This window comes from Streptomyces tatrensis, from assembly GCF_049310065.1.
Classification (GTDB): domain Bacteria; phylum Actinomycetota; class Actinomycetes; order Streptomycetales; family Streptomycetaceae; genus Streptomyces.
In genome coordinates this window covers 4,637,144-4,653,977 of the sequence record NZ_JBMDLB010000011.1, presented here as the reverse complement: position 1 = coordinate 4,653,977, position 16,834 = coordinate 4,637,144, and the positions used below count along the sequence as shown (strand labels likewise).

At 71.7% G+C, this 16,834-nt stretch carries 13 protein-coding genes, 4 tRNA genes and 1 other RNA gene; 11 read left to right on the top strand and 7 right to left on the bottom strand.

Going from position 1 to position 16,834, the window contains the following annotated elements:
* Positions 1 to 160 precede the first annotated feature (160 nt).
* Positions 161 to 385: a helix-turn-helix domain-containing protein gene (locus ACODT5_RS36925; protein WP_422523396.1), complete on the top strand. Its 225-nt coding sequence runs from the start codon at positions 161 to 163 to the stop codon at positions 383 to 385.
* Between the two features lie 27 nt (positions 386 to 412).
* Positions 413 to 1,696 (top strand): tyrosine-type recombinase/integrase, encoded by a 1,284-nt coding sequence (locus ACODT5_RS36920; protein ID WP_422523395.1) that lies wholly within the window; start codon positions 413 to 415, stop codon positions 1,694 to 1,696.
* 63 nt (positions 1,697 to 1,759) lie between these two features.
* On the opposite strand, the gene ACODT5_RS36915 is transcribed toward ACODT5_RS36920, so the two are convergent.
* Positions 1,760 to 1,847, bottom strand: a tRNA-Ser gene (locus ACODT5_RS36915).
* Positions 1,848 to 2,011: 164 nt separating this feature from the next.
* On the opposite strand from ACODT5_RS36915, the gene ffs reads away from it, so the two are divergent.
* The 6 genes from ffs (at position 2,012) to ACODT5_RS36885 (ending at position 10,430) form a co-directional block, all read left to right on the top strand.
* Positions 2,012 to 2,110: signal recognition particle sRNA small type (gene ffs / locus ACODT5_RS36910), an RNA gene on the top strand.
* 172 nt (positions 2,111 to 2,282) lie between these two features.
* On the top strand, positions 2,283 to 4,508 hold the full coding sequence (locus ACODT5_RS36905; RefSeq protein WP_422523394.1) for a DNA polymerase III subunit gamma and tau: 2,226 nt from the start codon (positions 2,283 to 2,285) through the stop codon (positions 4,506 to 4,508).
* 60 nt (positions 4,509 to 4,568) lie between these two features.
* Complete coding sequence (purD, locus tag ACODT5_RS36900) at positions 4,569 to 5,822, top strand: phosphoribosylamine--glycine ligase (RefSeq protein ID WP_422523393.1); 1,254 nt, start codon at positions 4,569 to 4,571, stop codon at positions 5,820 to 5,822.
* A gap of 299 nt (positions 5,823 to 6,121) precedes the next feature.
* Entirely contained in the window at positions 6,122 to 7,720 is a 1,599-nt protein-coding gene (locus ACODT5_RS36895; RefSeq protein ID WP_422523392.1) for a hypothetical protein, read from the top strand.
* 231 nt (positions 7,721 to 7,951) lie between these two features.
* Entirely contained in the window at positions 7,952 to 9,439 is a 1,488-nt protein-coding gene (locus tag ACODT5_RS36890; RefSeq protein ID WP_422523391.1) for a N,N-dimethylformamidase beta subunit family domain-containing protein, read from the top strand.
* A gap of 88 nt (positions 9,440 to 9,527) precedes the next feature.
* Positions 9,528 to 10,430, top strand: coding sequence for a phosphoribosylaminoimidazolesuccinocarboxamide synthase (locus tag ACODT5_RS36885; protein WP_422523390.1), 903 nt, complete (start codon positions 9,528 to 9,530; stop codon positions 10,428 to 10,430).
* Between the two features lie 130 nt (positions 10,431 to 10,560).
* Here the strand turns inward: ACODT5_RS36885 and ACODT5_RS36880 are convergent.
* The 6 genes from ACODT5_RS36880 to ACODT5_RS36855 all read right to left on the bottom strand — a co-directional run bounded on the left by ACODT5_RS36880 (position 10,561) and on the right by ACODT5_RS36855 (position 13,247).
* A tRNA-Gly gene (locus ACODT5_RS36880) sits at positions 10,561 to 10,633 on the bottom strand.
* Between the two features lie 24 nt (positions 10,634 to 10,657).
* Positions 10,658 to 11,269: a response regulator transcription factor gene (locus ACODT5_RS36875; RefSeq protein ID WP_266907114.1), complete on the bottom strand. Its 612-nt coding sequence runs from the start codon at positions 11,267 to 11,269 to the stop codon at positions 10,658 to 10,660.
* Positions 11,266 to 12,507, bottom strand: a complete 1,242-nt coding sequence (locus ACODT5_RS36870) for a sensor histidine kinase (RefSeq protein ID WP_422523389.1) — start codon at positions 12,505 to 12,507, stop codon at positions 11,266 to 11,268. The genes ACODT5_RS36875 and ACODT5_RS36870 overlap by 4 nt, the downstream gene beginning before the upstream one ends.
* A 112-nt stretch (positions 12,508 to 12,619) precedes the next feature.
* Positions 12,620 to 12,692, bottom strand: a tRNA-Gly gene (locus tag ACODT5_RS36865).
* A 79-nt stretch (positions 12,693 to 12,771) separates the two neighbouring features.
* Positions 12,772 to 12,843 (bottom strand) — tRNA-Gly (locus ACODT5_RS36860).
* Positions 12,844 to 12,929: 86 nt separating this feature from the next.
* Positions 12,930 to 13,247, bottom strand: a complete 318-nt coding sequence (locus ACODT5_RS36855) for a histone-like nucleoid-structuring protein Lsr2 (protein ID WP_422523388.1) — start codon at positions 13,245 to 13,247, stop codon at positions 12,930 to 12,932.
* A gap of 356 nt (positions 13,248 to 13,603) precedes the next feature.
* Here ACODT5_RS36855 and purS point away from each other — a divergent pair, with 356 nt between their 5' ends.
* The 3 genes from purS to purL are packed head-to-tail and all read left to right on the top strand — an operon-like array spanning position 13,604 to position 16,784.
* The gene (purS, locus tag ACODT5_RS36850) at positions 13,604 to 13,855 is read left to right on the top strand and encodes a phosphoribosylformylglycinamidine synthase subunit PurS (protein WP_008740952.1); all 252 of its coding nucleotides are present in this window, start codon (positions 13,604 to 13,606) and stop codon (positions 13,853 to 13,855) included.
* 2 nt (positions 13,856 to 13,857) lie between these two features.
* Positions 13,858 to 14,538, top strand: a complete 681-nt coding sequence (gene purQ, locus ACODT5_RS36845) for a phosphoribosylformylglycinamidine synthase subunit PurQ (protein WP_385375313.1) — start codon at positions 13,858 to 13,860, stop codon at positions 14,536 to 14,538.
* The gene (gene purL, locus ACODT5_RS36840; protein WP_422523387.1) at positions 14,535 to 16,784 is read left to right on the top strand and encodes a phosphoribosylformylglycinamidine synthase subunit PurL; all 2,250 of its coding nucleotides are present in this window, start codon (positions 14,535 to 14,537) and stop codon (positions 16,782 to 16,784) included. The genes purQ and purL overlap by 4 nt, the downstream gene beginning before the upstream one ends.
* Positions 16,785 to 16,834 lie beyond the last annotated feature (50 nt).

The window sequence follows — 16,834 nt, the reverse complement described above, 5'->3', positions numbered from 1 at the left end:
CCCACACAAATACCCGCCCACCCCCGGGCCCTTATTTCTGTGGGACTTCCTGCGGTTTCTGTGGCGGACCACCCTCAGGGAGGTTCCCGCAGGTCAGACCCCCTGCCCCGGGTTTCTGTGTATTTCGTGGTTTCTGTGGCGGCCGCCAAGGAGCGAGCCCATGCATGACGCCCATGACGCCGTGTCCCACGCGGCAGATCCAACGCTGGTGCTGCTGACCGTCGAGGAAGCCGCCCGCCGACTCCGCGTCGGCAGAACCACCTGCTTCGCGCTGATCCGCACTGGCGCACTGGAGTCCGTCCTGATCGGTGGACTCCGCAGGGTCCCGGTCGATGCACCGGCCGAGTACGTGACCCGCCTCCGCACGCCCCAACACGCGGCTTGACGGCCCACCTGAGACAGGAGTCTGCCTGTGGCAGAGAAGAGCAAGAAGGGCACCCGCCGCGCCAACGGCGAAACCGCGATCTACTTCGGAAAGGACGGACGCTGGCACGCCAGGGTGCCGATGGGCTACCGGGACAACGGCGAGCCGTACCGGAGGCACATCACCCGGCTTACGGAGGATCTCCTCATGGAGGAGGTCAAGCGGCTGGAGAAGCAGCGTGACCAGGGGACTGCCCAGCAGCCCGGGAAGCTGTGGACGGTCGAGAAGTGGCTGTGGCACTGGGTCGAGAACATCGCCAAGGAATCCGTCAGCGAGAACACCTACGACGGCTACGAGGTGGCCGTTCGGGTGCACCTCGTGCCCGGTATCGGCAGGCACCGGATTGACCGCCTGGAGCCGGAACACCTGGAGAGCCTCTACCGCCGGATGAAGGCGAAGGGCAGCAAGCCCGCCACGGCGCACCAGGCCCACCGGACCGCGCGCACGGCCCTCGGCGAGGCGGTGAGGCGCGGCCACGCGGCGAAGAACGCCGCCGCGCTGGCCAAGCCGCCACGCGTGGAGGAGGCCGAAGACGAGATCGAGCCCTATTCGGTCGAGGAGATCCAGAGCCTGCTGATCGAGGTGAACAAGCGCCGCAACAGCGCCCGCTGGATGCTCGCCCTCGCGCTCGGCCTGCGGCAGGGGGAGACGCTGGGGCTCCGGTGGGCCGACGTGGACCTGGAGAACGAGTACCTGAAGCTGCGCCGGAACCGGCTGCGGCCGAAGTACGCCCACGGATGCAAGGAAGCCGATCCGTGCGGCCGGAAGGCCGGGTACTGCCCCCTGCGCAGCCAGGTGCGGCGGGAGACGAAGAACACCAAGTCGCGCGCCGGGCGCCGTGCGGTGCCCTTGCCGGGTCCTCTGGTCCGGATGCTCCGGGCCCACAAGGAGGTGCAGGCCCGCGAGCGGAAGGCGGCCGGCGACCTGTGGACTGATTCCGAGTACGTGTTCACCAAGCCGCTCGGCGGTCCGCTCAGCCCGAACACGGACTACCACGACTGGAAGAAGCTCATCGGCGACGCGGGGGTGAGGGACGCGCGCCTGCACGACGCACGGCACACCGCCGCGACCGTGCTCATGCTGCTGGGGGTTCCGGACCGGGTCATCGACCAGATCATGGGCTGGGAGGCGGGAACCTCTGCCCGGATGCGTGCGCGGTACCTGCACGTGCCCGACGCCATGCTGAAGGACGTGGCACAGAAGATCGGGGAGGCCATCTGGGGGCCCTCGGAAAAGGTCCTTGTGGACAAAGACCAGGACAACGAGGTCTGAGGAACGTCGAAGGGCCCCGCTGCAAGCAGCGGGGCCCTTCGACGTATTGCCCGGTGAGAGCAATGGCGGAGGATACGAGATTCGAACTCGTGAGGGGTTGCCCCCAACACGCTTTCCAAGCGTGCGCCCTAGGCCACTAGGCGAATCCTCCGCGGCAAACAATACAAGACGTTGAGGGGTGCTCGCGAACGTGATCGTCGGGCGGGCCCGGACCGGGGTCCGGGGCGGGGGTCAGGTCGGGGTCCGGGTCGGGGTCGCGTGGAGCTCCGGCCGGGGTCCGGCTCGATTCCGGGGCCTTTCATCCGCTAGGGTGGGGCCAGCCCCTCACGTGGCGCTATCTCACCCAACTCCCCCAGGGCCGGAAGGCAGCAAGGGTAAGTGGGCTCTGGCGGGTGCGTGGGGGGCGCTTTGCGTTCCGGGACGGGTCGGGCCGGCCGGGCCGCTCAGCGCGGGATCATGCACGCATCTGCTCGGGGTCACGCACGCAGCGCGCACGTACCGCGCGCGGACCACGGAGGGCGGACTGCGGCGGACCGGGCGGGTCTGCGGGCCGCCGTTGTCGGTGGGCCCGGATAACCTCGTAGACGTGTCGTCCCTTGCGCTGTACCGCCGCTACCGCCCCGAGTCGTTCGCCGAGGTCATCGGTCAGGAGCATGTCACTGACCCGCTGATGCAGGCGCTGCGCAACAACCGGGTCAATCACGCGTACCTGTTCAGTGGGCCGCGAGGCTGTGGCAAGACCACCAGCGCGCGCATCCTGGCCCGCTGCCTGAACTGCGAGCAGGGCCCCACGCCCACCCCCTGCGGGGAGTGCCAGTCCTGCAAGGACCTCGCGCGCAACGGGCCGGGTTCCATCGACGTCATCGAGATCGACGCGGCCTCGCACGGTGGTGTGGACGACGCCCGTGACCTGCGCGAGAAGGCCTTCTTCGGGCCCGCCTCCAGCCGGTACAAGATCTACATCATCGACGAGGCGCACATGGTCACCCCGGCGGGCTTCAACGCCCTGCTGAAGGTGGTCGAGGAGCCGCCGGAGCACCTCAAGTTCATCTTCGCCACGACCGAGCCCGAGAAGGTCATCGGCACCATCCGGTCCCGGACGCACCACTACCCCTTCCGCCTCGTGCCCCCCGGCACCCTGCGCGACTACCTCGGCGAGGTCTGCGGCCGCGAGGGCGCCCACGTCGAGGAGGGCGTGCTGCCGCTCGTCGTGCGCGCCGGCGCCGGATCCGTCCGTGACTCCATGTCCGTCATGGACCAGCTCCTGGCCGGCGCCACCGAGCAGGGTGTGACGTACGCCATGGCCACCTCGCTCCTCGGGTACACCGACGCGTCGCTGCTCGACTCCGTCGTGGACGCGTTCGCCGCCGGGGACGGGGCCGCCGCGTTCGAGATCGTCGACCGGGTGGTGGAGGGCGGCAACGACCCGCGCCGCTTCGTCGGCGACCTGCTGGAGCGGCTGCGCGACCTGGTGATCCTGGCCGCCGTGCCCGACGCCCGCGAGAAGGGGCTCATCGACGCCCCCGCCGACGTGGTCGAGCGGATGCAGGCCCAGGCCTCCGTCTTCGGGGCCGCCGAGCTGTCCCGCGCCGCCGACCTCGTCAACACGGGGCTCACGGAGATGCGCGGAGCCACCTCGCCCCGGCTGCAGCTCGAGCTGATCTGCGCCCGCGTGCTGCTCCCCGCCGCCTTCGACGACGAGCGTTCCGTACAGGCGCGGCTCGAACGGCTGGAGCGCGGCGGTGCGGCCTCCGCCGCCGCTGCCTTCGCCCCGGCCCCCGCCATGGGGTACGTACCGGGGCCGGAGGCCCATGCCATGGCCCCCGCGACCGTACGGCCCCCCGCGCCGCCGGTTCCGGTGCAGCAGGCTCCCGTGCACCAGGCCCCGGCCCCCGTGCACCAGGCCCCCGCCCCGGCCGCCCCCGCCCCGGTGGCTCCGCCCGAGCCGGTGGCCCCGGCCGCCGCTCCCGGCGCCTGGCCCGGAGCCGCGCAGCCCGGCGGCGGCGCGCCCGGTGCCTGGCCCGGCGCCGCCACCCCGGGCGCCCCCGCTGCTCCCGCTCCCGCGCAGGCGGCTCCCGCCGCGGGTGCCTGGCCCGGCGCGGCCACCCCCGGCGCCCCGGCAGCCCCCGCGGCTCCCCCGGCGGCCCCCGCCCAGGCCGCCCAGGCCTCCGGACCGGCGGCGCCCGCCGCCCCGTCTCCCGGCATGGCCGCGGGCGCCGGGCAGATCCAGGCCATGTGGCCGGCCGTCCTGGACGCCGTCAAGAACCGCCGCCGCTTCACGTGGATCCTGCTCAGCCAGAACGCCCAGGTCGCCGGCTTCGACGGCACCACCCTCCAGCTCGGCTTCCCGAACGCCGGGGCCCGCGACAACTTCGCGAGCAGCGGCAGCGAGGACGTCCTCAAGGCGGTGCTCGCCGAGCAGTTCCAGGTCACCTGGAAGATCGAGGCCGTGGTCGGCGGGGGCGCCCAGCCCATGGCCCCCGTGTCCGCGTCCTCCTACGGCGCTCCGCCCGCGCCCGCCTACAACCAGCCGCCGGCCCAGCAGGCCCCGCAGCAGTCGCAGCAGCCCCAGCAGTCCTACCAACAGCAGCCGCAGCAACCGCAGCAGTCCCAGCAGCCGCAGCAGTCGTATCCGCAGCAGCAGTCCCAGCAGCACCAGCAGCCGACCCACCAGGCGCCGCCGCCCGTCGCCCCCGAGGACGACGTCGCGGAGGCCGACGACCCCGACCTCGTCGACACCGCACTCAGCGGACACGACCTGATCGTGCGCGAGCTCGGGGCCACCGTTGTAGAGGAATATACGAACGAGTAGGGGGTCCGACTTGGGTGCCCGCACGAAGGGCACCCGGGAACCCGGGCTAGTCTTCATCGCGTGAAGGTCCTCGTCATCGGCGGCGGCGCCCGCGAACATGCCCTGTGCCGCTCTCTGTCCCTCGATTCCGACGTCAACGCGCTGTACTGCGCTCCCGGCAATGCCGGCATCGCCGAGGTGGCCGAGCTCCGCCCCGTCGACCCGCTCGACGGCGACGCCGTCGCCCGCCTCGCCACCGAGCTCCGCGCCGACCTGGTCGTCGTCGGTCCGGAGGCCCCGCTCGTCGCCGGGGTCGCCGACTCCGTGCGCGCGGTCGGCATCCCCGTCTTCGGCCCGTCCGGCGAAGCCGCGCAGCTGGAGGGTTCCAAGGCCTTCGCCAAGGACGTGATGGCCGCGGCCGGCGTCCCGACGGCCCGCAGCTACGTGTGCACCACCGCGGAAGAGGTGGACGAGGCCCTCGACGCCTTCGGCGCCCCGTACGTGGTCAAGGACGACGGCCTCGCCGCCGGCAAGGGCGTCGTGGTCACCGACGACCGGGCCGCCGCCCGCGCCCACGCGCTGGGCTGCGACCGGGTGGTCATCGAGGAGTTCCTCGACGGCCCCGAGGTCTCCCTCTTCGCCATCACCGACGGCGTCACCGTGCTGCCGCTCCAGCCCGCGCAGGACTTCAAGCGCGCGCTCGACGGCGACGCGGGCCCCAACACCGGCGGCATGGGCGCGTACTCCCCGCTCCCCTGGGCCGACCCGAAGCTCGTCGACGAGGTCATGGCCTCCGTCCTGCAGCCCACCGTGGACGAGCTGCGCCACCGCGGCACCCCCTTCTCCGGGCTGCTCTACGCGGGCCTCGCGATCACCTCGCGCGGGACCCGGGTCATCGAGTTCAACGCCCGCTTCGGCGACCCCGAGACCCAGGTGGTCCTGGCCCGGCTGCGCACCCCGCTCGCGAGCGTGCTGCTGGGCTCCGCCAACGGCACCCTGGACTCCCTGCCCCCGCTCAGCTGGCGCGAGGACGCGGCCGTCACGGTCGTCATCGCCTCCCACAACTACCCGGAGACCCCGCGCACCGGGGACCCCATCACGGGCCTGGCCGAGGTGGCCGAGCTGGACGCCCCGCACGCGTACGTCCTGCACGCGGGGACGCGCAGCGAGGGCGACGCGGTCGTCAGCGCGGGCGGACGCGTGCTGTCGGTGACGGCGACCGGTTCCGATCTGGCGGAGGCCCGGGACAGGGCGTATAAGGCGGTCGCGCGGATCGGGCTCGACGGCTCGCAGTACCGCACGGACATCGCGGAGAAGGCCGCGGAATCCAGCTGATCAGCGGGATTCCACGGAAGCGGGCCCGGTGCGCACTCGGTGCGGCCGGGCCCGCGCGCATGCTCGCGTGCGAGTGCATCCAGCCGCGTTCGAACGCACCCAGCTTTACCCAAAGCCATTCCATCGGGTGATCGTCCCCCGGTCTGCCTGACGGCCGCCTCCGCCCCAACTATGGTGCGGCGCAAGCATTCCGGCTCTCATTCCGGCACATGGCCCACCGGCATTGCGATGTCAGTGGCTGGTGTCACAGTGGGGGAGTGAGCAACGCCGCCGCATGGCAGAGGGGGTGAGGTCCGGCCGTGTCCGGAACCGGTTCGATCGCTGAAGTGGGTACGCCGTCCGCGCGTTCCCGTGCCTTGGCCGTGCTGCGTGTGCGCAGCAGGGCACTGGCCGTCGGGCTGCTGCCCGCCGCGCTGGCCGTGGTGCTGGTGAGCGCCCGTACGACGGGCAGGCTCGTCGGTGACCCCTGGCCGGCCGTGACCCTCGCGGTGTGCGCCGTCGCCGCGTTCGTCCTGATCGTCGGCGGGATCTTCGCCGCCGTCGTGCTGCGGGCGAGCCCCGCCATGACCCCGACCGTGCCCCTGTCGGAGGCCGCCGCCCCCGATCTCTACCGGCTCGTGCGGGACCTGGCGGACCGGATGGACGTTCCGGCGCCCTCCGCGATAGCCCTGACGCCCGACTGCGACAGCTGGCTGGAGGACCGCACGCACGCGGCGCACCGCCGCGCCCGCGGCCGCATATCCGAGGAGGCCGGCGGCCCGGAGTCCGAGCCCGGCGCCGCCCCGGTGCTGGTGATCGGCTCGCCGTTCCTGTGGTGGATGAGGGTCGCCGAGCTGCGGGCCGTCCTCGCGCCCGTCGTCGCCGGTACGGGTCCCTCCGCGCACCCGGACATAGCCGACGCGCGCGGATTCGTACGGGGCCTCGACGCCGCCGTGGACGTGGGTGGCCGGCGCTTCCTCGGCTGGATCGCCGCCCCCGCCCGGCTGCTGCTGCGGCTGTGCAGGGTGGACGCCGCCGAGATGGAGCGCGGGGTGGCCGCCGCCGCCTCGGACCGTGCACAGGGTGTGGACTACGCGCTGCGCATCGTCGCCCAGGAGCAGGTCGGGCTGGCGTACGCCGGCTGGGACCGGCTGCTGACCCGCGTCGCGCTGCCCGCCTGGCGGATGGGCCGCTGGCCGGCGCACCTGGACGCGGGCGTCGTCTCCGCGCTGACCGAGCTCTCCCGCCGCGACCGGCTGGCCGACGGCTACACCTCGCGGCTGGGCGAGCGCCCGGCGTGCGATCTGCTGGACCAGCCCGGTGCGGTGGACGAGGCCACCTCGCTGCTGGCGGCGCGGCTGTTCCACGGAGGGCCGGCCGAGGCCGGTCCGGACTGGTCGCCGGTGGACTGGGCGGCCTATCCGGAGGAGGTCGTCGACCGCAAGTGGCGCACGGAGGCGGCCCGCCTGCTGGCCGCGCTGGACGCGCTGTCGGCTTCGTCGGTGCCCGCCGCGTCCACGGTGGAGCGGGTGCTGACCTACCTCGCGGACGCCGATGCCGACGCCCTGGCGGGCCGGCTGAGCGGTGACCTGGCGCGGGAGGCGGTGCCCTTCGCGGCCGCCGCCGCGGGCCGCGGGGCCGACGCCCTGCCGCTGTTCCCGCTGGAGGCTCCGCGCAGCGGGCGGGACCTGCTGGCGGACCACGTCGTGGCGCTGGTGTGCTGCGCCGCCGTCGACTCCGCCGGGGGCGAGCCCGGCCTGGACTGGCTGGACGGGCCCGTCCTGCTGGTCGCCGGAGTGCGCCGGGCCGATCTCGCCGGACCGGTGCTGTCGCTCGTGGAGGACCGGGACCCCGGCCCGCTCCGGGACTGGCTCACGGAGGTCGGCGTACGCGCCGAGAAGCCGGTCCGCCTGGTCTAGGCCCCGGGCTCCCGGCCCAGGGCCACCGCCCCGGGCTCCCGGCTCCCGGGGGCCACCGCCGGACCCCGGGGCCCCGCCCCCCTCCGGCCTCTCAGGCCACCCGAGCCCCAGTACTGGGCGCGAGCGGGATCCCCGTTGAACTTTTCGCGACGAACGGTGACGGAGTGCGTGCGTTATGTGATGTGCTGGGGATCGGTCGCGGCATTCGGGGGAGCGAGGGAGGGGAGCGGTATGGGTGCGGAGCAGATCCGGCGTTGGGAGTCAGGTGCGCTCGCGCACGCGGTGACCGATCCCTTCGGCCAGGGCCCCCTGCCGTGGTTCCGGGGGAGCGAGCTCTACTACGACGACAACGGCCAGGTCGTGCCCTGGTACGTGGACCCGGCCGTGGCCGCCGGGCCGGGGCAGCAGATCCCCCGTGCCCGTGGCGCGGGCGGCCCCCGCACCGCCGACGACGTGCACCGGCAGATCAAGGGCTTCGCCTCCACCGGAGCCGTCGCGCCCGGTGAGGCCATCGACTTCCACATCACCGTGGATCCGCCCCAGCAGTTCTCCGTGGACGTCTACCGCATCGGGCACTACGGCGGCGACGGTGCCTCCAAGATCACCACCAGCCCCCGGCTCTCCGGCATCGTCCAGCCCGCGCCCCTGACCGCGGACCGCACCGTCTCCTGTCACCACTGGTGGCTCTCCTGGCGGCTGCAGGTCCCCTCGTACTGGAGCGTCGGCGCCTATGTGGCGGTCCTGACGACCGCCGACGGATACCGCTCGCACATCCCCTTCACGGTGCGCGACGACCACCCCGCCGATCTGCTGCTCCTGCTGCCCGACATCACCTGGCAGGCCTACAACCTCTACCCGGAGGACGGCAGAACGGGCGCGAGCCTCTACCACGCCTGGGACGAGGAGGGCCGGCTGCTCGGCGAGCGCGACGCCGCCATCACCGTCTCCTTCGACCGCCCCTACGCCGGCGCGGGCCTGCCCCTGCACGTGGGCCACGCCTACGACTTCATCCGCTGGGCCGAGCGCTACGGCTACGACCTCGCCTACGCCGACGCCCGCGACCTGCACGCCGGCCGCGTCGACCCCACCCGTTACCGCGGCCTGGTCTTCCCCGGCCACGACGAATACTGGTCCGGTCCCATGCGCCGCACCGTCGAGCGCGCCCGGGACCACGGCACCTCGCTCGTCTTCCTCTCCGCCAACACCATGTACTGGCAGGTCGAGCTCTCCCCCTCGCCCTCCGGGGTCGACGACCGGCTGCTCACCTGCCGAAAACGCCGCGGCCCGGGCCGCCCCAGCCTCTGGCGCGAGGTGGACCGCCCGGAGCAGCAGCTGCTCGGCATCCAGTACGCGGGACGGGTCCCCGAGCCCGCGCCCCTCATCGTGCGCAATGCCACGCACTGGCTCTGGGACTCCACCGGAGCCGCCGAGAACGACGAACTGCCCGGCCTGGTCGCGGGCGAGGCCGACCGGTACTTCCCGCGCACGCAGCTCCCCGAGCACCAGAGCCGGATCCTGCTCGCGCACTCCCCGTACGAGGACGGCGACGGCCACCGCCGCCACCAGGAGACCTCCCTCTACCGGGCTCCCAGCGGCGCGCTCGTCTTCGCGTCCGGCACCTTCGCCTGGTCCCCGGCCCTCGACCGCCCCGGGCACGTGGACGAGCGGGTCCAGCGGGCCACCGCCAATCTCCTCGACCGCATCTGCAAGAGGGACTGAGAGCGGGACCGGCGGACCCGTTGTCCGTGCGCGCGGCCAGGTGCGGGAGAATGGGCCGCGCGCTCGTACAGAACCACAGGGAGACTCCGTGCCCGGATTCGTCGAAAAGCCCGAGCCGGTCCAGGTGCCCGGCCTCGTCCACCTCCACACCGGCAAGGTCCGCGACCTCTACCGCGACGAGGACGGCCATCTCGTCATGGTCGCCAGTGACCGCATCTCCGCCGCCGACTGGGTGCTGCCCACCGAGATCCCGGACAAGGGCCGGATCCTGACCCAGCTCTCCCTGTGGTGGTTCGACCAGCTCGCGGACCTCGTCCCGAACCACGTCATCAGCACCGAGCTGCCCGCCGGCGCCCCCGCCGACTGGGCCGGCCGCGCCCTGGTCTGCCGGAACCTCGACATGATCCCCGTCGAGTGCGTGGCCCGCGGCTACCTGACCGGCTCGGGCCTCGCCGAGTACGAGAAGACCCGTACGGTCTGCGGACTGGGCCTGCCCGAGGGCCTGGTCGACGGCTCCGAGCTGCCCGGCCCGATCTTCACCCCGGCCGCCAAGGCCGAGGTCGGCGAGCACGACGAGAACGTCTCCTACGAGGAGGTCGCGCGCACCCAGGGCGCCGAAACGGCCGCCCTGCTGCGCCAGACCACCCTCGCCGTCTACGGCCGGGCCCGGGACATCGCCCGCGACCGCGGGATCATCCTGGCGGACACCAAGTTCGAGTTCGGCTTCGACGAGGACGGCAACCTGGTCGCCGCCGACGAGGTGCTGACCCCGGACTCCTCCCGCTTCTGGCCGGCCGACCTGTGGGAGCCGGGCCACAGCCAGCCGTCCTTCGACAAGCAGTACGTCCGCGACTGGCTGTCCTCCCCCGCCTCCGGCTGGGACTCCAAGGGCGAACTCCCGCCGCCCGCCCTCCCGCAGGAGGTCGTGGAGCAGACCCGCTCCCGGTACGTCGAGGCCTACGAGCGCCTCACGGGCCAGACCTGGGTCTGAGCCCGCACACGGCGAAGAACGGCGAAGGGGCCCCGGAAACGGGGCCCCTTTTCTTCCGGGGCGGGACGCGCCCGCCGCCGCCGGGAACGAAAGAAGCCCCGGTCCGAGGACCGGGGCTTCTTCACTGCTGAGCGGACAACGCGACTCGAACGCGCGACATCCACCTTGGCAAGGTGGTGCTCTACCAACTGAGCTATGTCCGCAGGTGCGCCGTAGCGCGAGAACTACTATACCCAACCCCGGGCCCGTGCGAGACGCACCGCCGTGTGCCGGTTTTCGGCGCCCAGCTTCGTCGCCGCCGAGGACAGGTAGTTCCGTACCGTCCCGGGGGACAGCGAGGCCCGCTCCGCGATCTCCGCGATCGGTGCCCCGTCACCGGCCAGTTCCAGCACCTCGGCCTCGCGGGCGGTCAGCGGGGAGTCGCCCGCGCTGATCGCGTCGGCCGCCAACTCCGGGTCCACGTAACGGCCTCCGGCGTGCACGGTCCGGATCAGCTCGGCCAGCCGCTGCGCCGAGACGGTCTTCGGTGCGAAGGCCCGTACGCCCGCGGCCAGCGCCCGCTTCAGGTGCCCGGGCCGGCCGTGGCTGGTCACGATCATGGTCTTGCAGTCGGGGAGTTCGGCCCGCAGGGATGTGGCCACGCTCACACCGTCGGCCCCCGGCATCTGCAGGTCCAGCACCGCCACGTCCGGCCGGTGGGCCCGCGCCATCGCGAGCGCCTCCGGCCCCGAGGCGGCCTCGGCGACGACCAGCAGGTCGTCCTCCAGTCCCAGCAGCGCGGCGAGCGCGCCCCGGATCAGGTGCTCGTCGTCGGCCAGCAGTACGCGTACGGGGCTCATGCCCGCGCCTCCAGTTCTCGGATCGGCCCGGCCGCCGGGCCGGGAATCTGCGCCCGCAGCCGGAACCGGCCACCGTCGACCGGGCCGGCCTCCAGCGTGCCGTCCAGCACCGCGAGCCGTTCCCGCAGGCCCGCGAGCCCCGAGCCCGGGGGCCCGGCCGGGGTCTTGGGGGCCCCGTCGTTCTCCACCACCAGCGTGAGCGCGCCCGAGGGGCCCGCCGTCAGCCGGATCACGCAGCTGCGGGCGTCGCCGTGCCGCAGCACGTTCGTCGTCGCCTCGCGCACCACCCAGCCGAGCGCCGACTGGGCCTCGGCGGGCAGCTCGCGGCCCTGTTCGTACTCGACCAGGCAGTCCATCCCGGCCGCGTGCAGGACCCCGCGCGCACCCTCCAGCTCCACCGCGAGGTTCGCCTCCCGGTAGCCGCGGACCACGTCGCGGACCTCCTTCTGGGACTCCCGGGCGATCCGCTGCACCTCGATCATCTGGTCGACGGCTTCGGGGCGTTCGCGCCGAGCGAGCTGTACGGCCAGCTCGCTCTTGAGGGCGATCACCGCCAGGTTGCGGCCCATCACGTCGTGCAGGTCCCGGCCGAACCGCAGCCGCTCCTCGGCCACCGCGAGCTGCGCCTGGACCTCGCGGGCCCGGTCCAGCTCGTACACGGTGTCCAGCAGCCAGCCGGAGAACCCGCAGGCGAAGCAGAAGAAGGCACTGCTCAGCAGCACCCCGACGGCCATCCCGGCGGACTCGCCCGCCGGGATGCCGAAGGCGAGGGACGCCAGGCCGGTGAAGACGGCCGCGACCGGAGCCACGTAGCGCATCTGCCGGACCTCGCGCAGGGACAGGACGAGGGTGCCGCTGGCGAAGCAGGTCATGCCGGCGATGAGGGTCGGGGCCACCGCAGGGTCGCCGGTGAGGCCGGCCGCGCGCAGGCCGAGGACGCCCAGGTTGGCAGCGGCGGTGAGGCCGGTGACGACGATCGCGAGCCGCACCGGTCGCTCGCGCCGGCCCAGGATCCAGTCGAGCGACCGGGAGGAGAGGAAGCCGACGACGAGGGACTGCACGCACACCGTCAGGAAGAGCGCGGCCGTGACCGGCGCGGAAGACTTCCCGGCCGAGCCCAGCACGGCCAGTCCGATCGACACGATCTCGATGGCCACGAAGAGGTGGAACGACCAGCGCGTGTACAGCTCGACCTTCCCCGCGCTGCTGCGGTTCTTCCACCAGCCGCTGAGTTTCATGGCCCCAGTCTCGCGGCCCCGTGGCGGGGAAGGCCATGACACCTGTCATGGATCTCCGATAACCCGGCATACGACAAAGGCCCCGGTCATTGACCGGGGCCTTCATACGCTGAGCGGACGACGCGACTCGAACGCGCGACATCCACCTTGGCAAGGTGGTGCTCTACCAACTGAGCTACGTCCGCATGCTTCTCACGACAAAACTGTCGTGCGATGCGTGCATCACTCTACCTGATCCACAACCGTGGTCGGTAAAGCGAGCAGAGCGGGTGACAGGGATCGCACACTGCGCCTTCCCCCTGGAAGGGGGATGTTCTGCTACTGAACTACACCCGCACGACTTCGGGGTCTGACCTGTGGCCTCGCCCCTTGGCGTGATCCACACACTAGCGGATCCGTGGGGGTGGATGGCAAATCGGCTCTCAGTGAGCGGCGTTGTACTCCTCGTAGACCTTCTTGGGGATGCGTCCGCGCGGCGGGACGTCGAGGTGGTTGGACCGGGCCCAGGCCCGGACGACCGCCGGGTCGGGGGCGATGGCGGTGTGCTTGAAGGCCTTCCCGGAGCGGGCCTGCCGGCGGCCGGCGGCCACGAAGGGGGCGAGGCTCTTCCGCAGTTTCTTTGCGTTGGCCACATTGAGGTCGATCTCGTACGACTTACCGTCCAGCCCGAAGACCACCGTTTCCGATGCATCTCCGCCATCGATGTCGTCGGAGATCGTGACTACTACGCGCTGCGCCACGGATATCGGTCCCTTCGTGCGACGCCGCTCCCCGCTGACGTGCGCGGACGGAGCGGTGATGTCGCCTGTGTGGATGTTTCGGAGGAATGCATCTTTCTGGCGTCGCCGTGCACCGAAAAATGCCGGTGCAACGGAGGAATCCTTTGTACCCCGATTCTCATTGCATTGCGAAGCCCAGTTAATTATCTCCGCGTGTCCCGCCGCAATGCCGGGCGCGTGGTTTTCCGGCGGATTTTGCGAAGCGTTGGTGAAGCCGAAACGGCGTGGAGGATCGTACAAGAGAGATATCTACCCGCGTAGAAATTTCCTCCAGGTACGCTGAGGGAACCGCCTTCGCACCAACCACCTCATCGGGAGTGCCAGTGGCACGCGTCGTAGTCGACGTCATGCTCAAGCCGGAGATCCTCGACCCCCAGGGCCAGGCGGTGCAGCGTGCACTGCCGCGCCTGGGCTTCGAAGGGATCGCCGACGTTCGCCAGGGGAAGCGCTTCGAACTGGAGGTGGAGGGACCGGTCGACCAGGCCGCCCTCGACCGCATCCACAAGATGGCCGAAACCTTCCTCGCCAACACCGTCATCGAAGACTTCACCGTGAAGGTCGAGGCCTGACGGTGACCACTCGCATCGGAGTCGTCACGTTCCCCGGAACGCTCGACGACCGTGACTCGCTGCGCGCCGTGCGCCTCGCGGGAGCCGAGCCCGTATCGCTCTGGCACCGCGACAAGGACCTCCACCAGGTCGACGCGGTCGTCCTCGCGGGCGGCTTCTCCTACGGGGACTACCTGCGCGCCGGAGCCATCTCCCGCTTCTCGCCGGTGATGGAGAGCATCATCGAGCAGGCCAAGGGCGGCATGCCCGTCCTCGGCATCTGCAACGGCTTCCAGATCCTCACCGAGGCCCACCTGCTGCCGGGGGCGATGCTCCGCAACAACCACCTGCACTTCATCTGCCGCGACCAGAAGCTGCGGGTGGAGAACACGGAGACGGCCTGGACCGGCGACTACACCGCCGGCGAGGAGATCTCCGTACCGCTCAAGAACATGGACGGCCGCTACGTGGCCGACGAGCGGGTGCTCGACGAACTGGAAGCCGAAGGCCGCGTGGCCTTCCGGTACCTCGACGTGAACCCGAACGGCTCGCTGCGCGACATCGCCGGCATCACCAACGCCGCGGGCAACGTCGTCGGCCTCATGCCGCACCCCGAGCACGCGGTCGAGCCGCTGATCGGGACGGGCCGCACCGACGGCCTCCCGTTCTTCACCTCGGTCCTGAAGAAGCTGGTCAGCGCATGAGCCTCGACACCGTCAAGAACGCCACCGAGACCCCGGACGCCTCCCAGCCCTGGAAGGAACTCGGCCTCAAGGAGGACGAGTACGCCCGGATCCGCGAGATCCTCGAACGCCGTCCCACCGGCGCCGAGCTCGCCATGTACTCCGTCATGTGGTCCGAGCACTGCTCGTACAAGAGCAGCAAGGTCCACCTGAAGCAGTTCGGCGAGAAGGTCCCGCAGAACGACGCCATGCTCGTCGGGATCGGCGAGAACGCCGGAGTCGTCGACGTCGGCCAGGGTTACGCGGTCACCTTCAAGGTCGAGTCGCACAACCACCCGTCGTACATCGAGCCCTACCAGGGCGCGGCCACCGGCATCGGCGGCATCGTCCGCGACATCCTCGCCATGGGCGCCCGCCCGGTCGCCGTCGTCGACCCGCTGCGCTTCGGCGCGGCCGACCACCCCGACACCAAGCGCGTCCTGCCGGGCGTCGTCGCGGGCATCGGCGGCTACGGCAACTGCCTCGGCCTGCCGAACATCGGCGGCGAGGTCGTCTTCGACGCCTGCTACCAGGGCAACCCCCTCGTCAACGCCGGCTGCATCGGCGTCATGAAGCACGAGGACATCCACCTCGCCAAGGCCTCCGGCCCGGGCAACAAGGTCATCCTCTACGGCGCCCGCACGGGCGGCGACGGCATCGGCGGCGTCTCCGTCCTCGCCTCGGAGACCTTCGACGACACCAAGCCCACCAAGCGCCCCGCGGTGCAGGTCGGCGACCCCTTCCAGGAGAAGCTCCTCATCGAGTGCACCCTGGAGATCTTCAAGGAGAAGCTGGTCGCGGGCATCCAGGACCTCGGCGGCGCCGGGCTCTCCTGCGCCACGAGCGAGCTGGCCTCCGCCGGCAGCGGCGGCATGCGCGTCGACCTCGACACCGTCCCGCTGCGCGACGCGACGCTCTCGCCCGAGGAAATCCTCATGAGCGAGTCACAGGAGCGCATGTGCGCGATCGTCGAGCCGCAGTACGTCGACCGCTTCATGGAGATCTGCGAGAAGTGGGACGTCATCGCCACCGTCATCGGTGAGGTGACCGACGGCGAGCGCCTGGAGATCTTCTGGCACGGCGAGCAGATCGTGGACGTGCCCCCGGGCACCGTCGCCCACGAGGGCCCGGTCTACAACCGCCCGTACGCGCGGCCCTCCTGGCAGGACGCGCTGCAGGCCGACGACGCCGGCAAGCTGCCCCGCCCGCAGACCTCCGAGGAGCTCCGCGCGCAGGTCCTGGCCCTGGTCTCGTCGCCGAACCAGGCCTCGAAGTCCTGGATCACCGACCAGTACGACCGCTTCGTCCAGGGCAACACGGTGCTCTCGCAGCCCGAGGACGCCGGCATGGTCCGCATCGACGAGGAGACCAACCTCGGCGTCGCCATGTCCACCGACGGCAACGGCCGCTACGCGAAGCTCGACCCCTACACGGGCGCGCAGCTCGCACTGGCCGAGTCCTACCGCAACGTGGCCGCGACCGGCGCCAAGCCGCTGGCGATCTCCGACTGCCTGAACTTCGGCTCCCCCGAGGACCCGGACGTCATGTGGCAGTTCGCCGAGGCCTGCCGCGGTCTTGCGGACGGCTGCCTGGAGCTGGGCACCCCGGTGACCGGCGGCAACGTCTCCCTCTACAACCAGACGGGCGACATCGCGATCCACCCGACCCCGGTCGTGGCGGTCCTCGGTGTGATCGACGACGTCAACCGCCGTACGCCGATGGCGTTCGCGGAGGCCGGCCAGCTGCTGTACCTGCTCGGCGACACCGCCGAGGAGTTCGGCGGCTCCGCCTGGTCCGAGGTGGTCCACCAGCACCTCGGCGGCATGCCGCCCAAGGTGGACCTGGGCCGCGAGAAGCTCCTCGCGGAGATCCTGATCTCGGCCTCGCGCGACGGCATGATCGACGCCGCGCACGACCTGTCCGACGGCGGCGTGATCCAGGCGCTCACCGAGTCCTGCCTGCGCGGCGGCAACGGTGCGCGGATCGTGGTGCCGGAGGCGCTGGACGCCTTCACCTTCCTGTTCTCGGAGTCCGCGGGCCGGGCCATCGTGGCCGTCCCGCGCAGCGAGGAGCTCCGCTTCACCGACATGTGCGGTGCGCGGGGCCTGCCGGCGACCCGGATCGGTGTGGTCGACGGCGAGGAGATCGAGATCCAGGGCGAGTTCACCCTCCCCCTGACCGAACTCCGCACCGCCCACGAGACCACGATCCCGGCGCTGCTCGCCTGATCCGGCTCTCGCACGACGAGGCCCCGTCCACGGTGTGGGCGGGGCCTCCG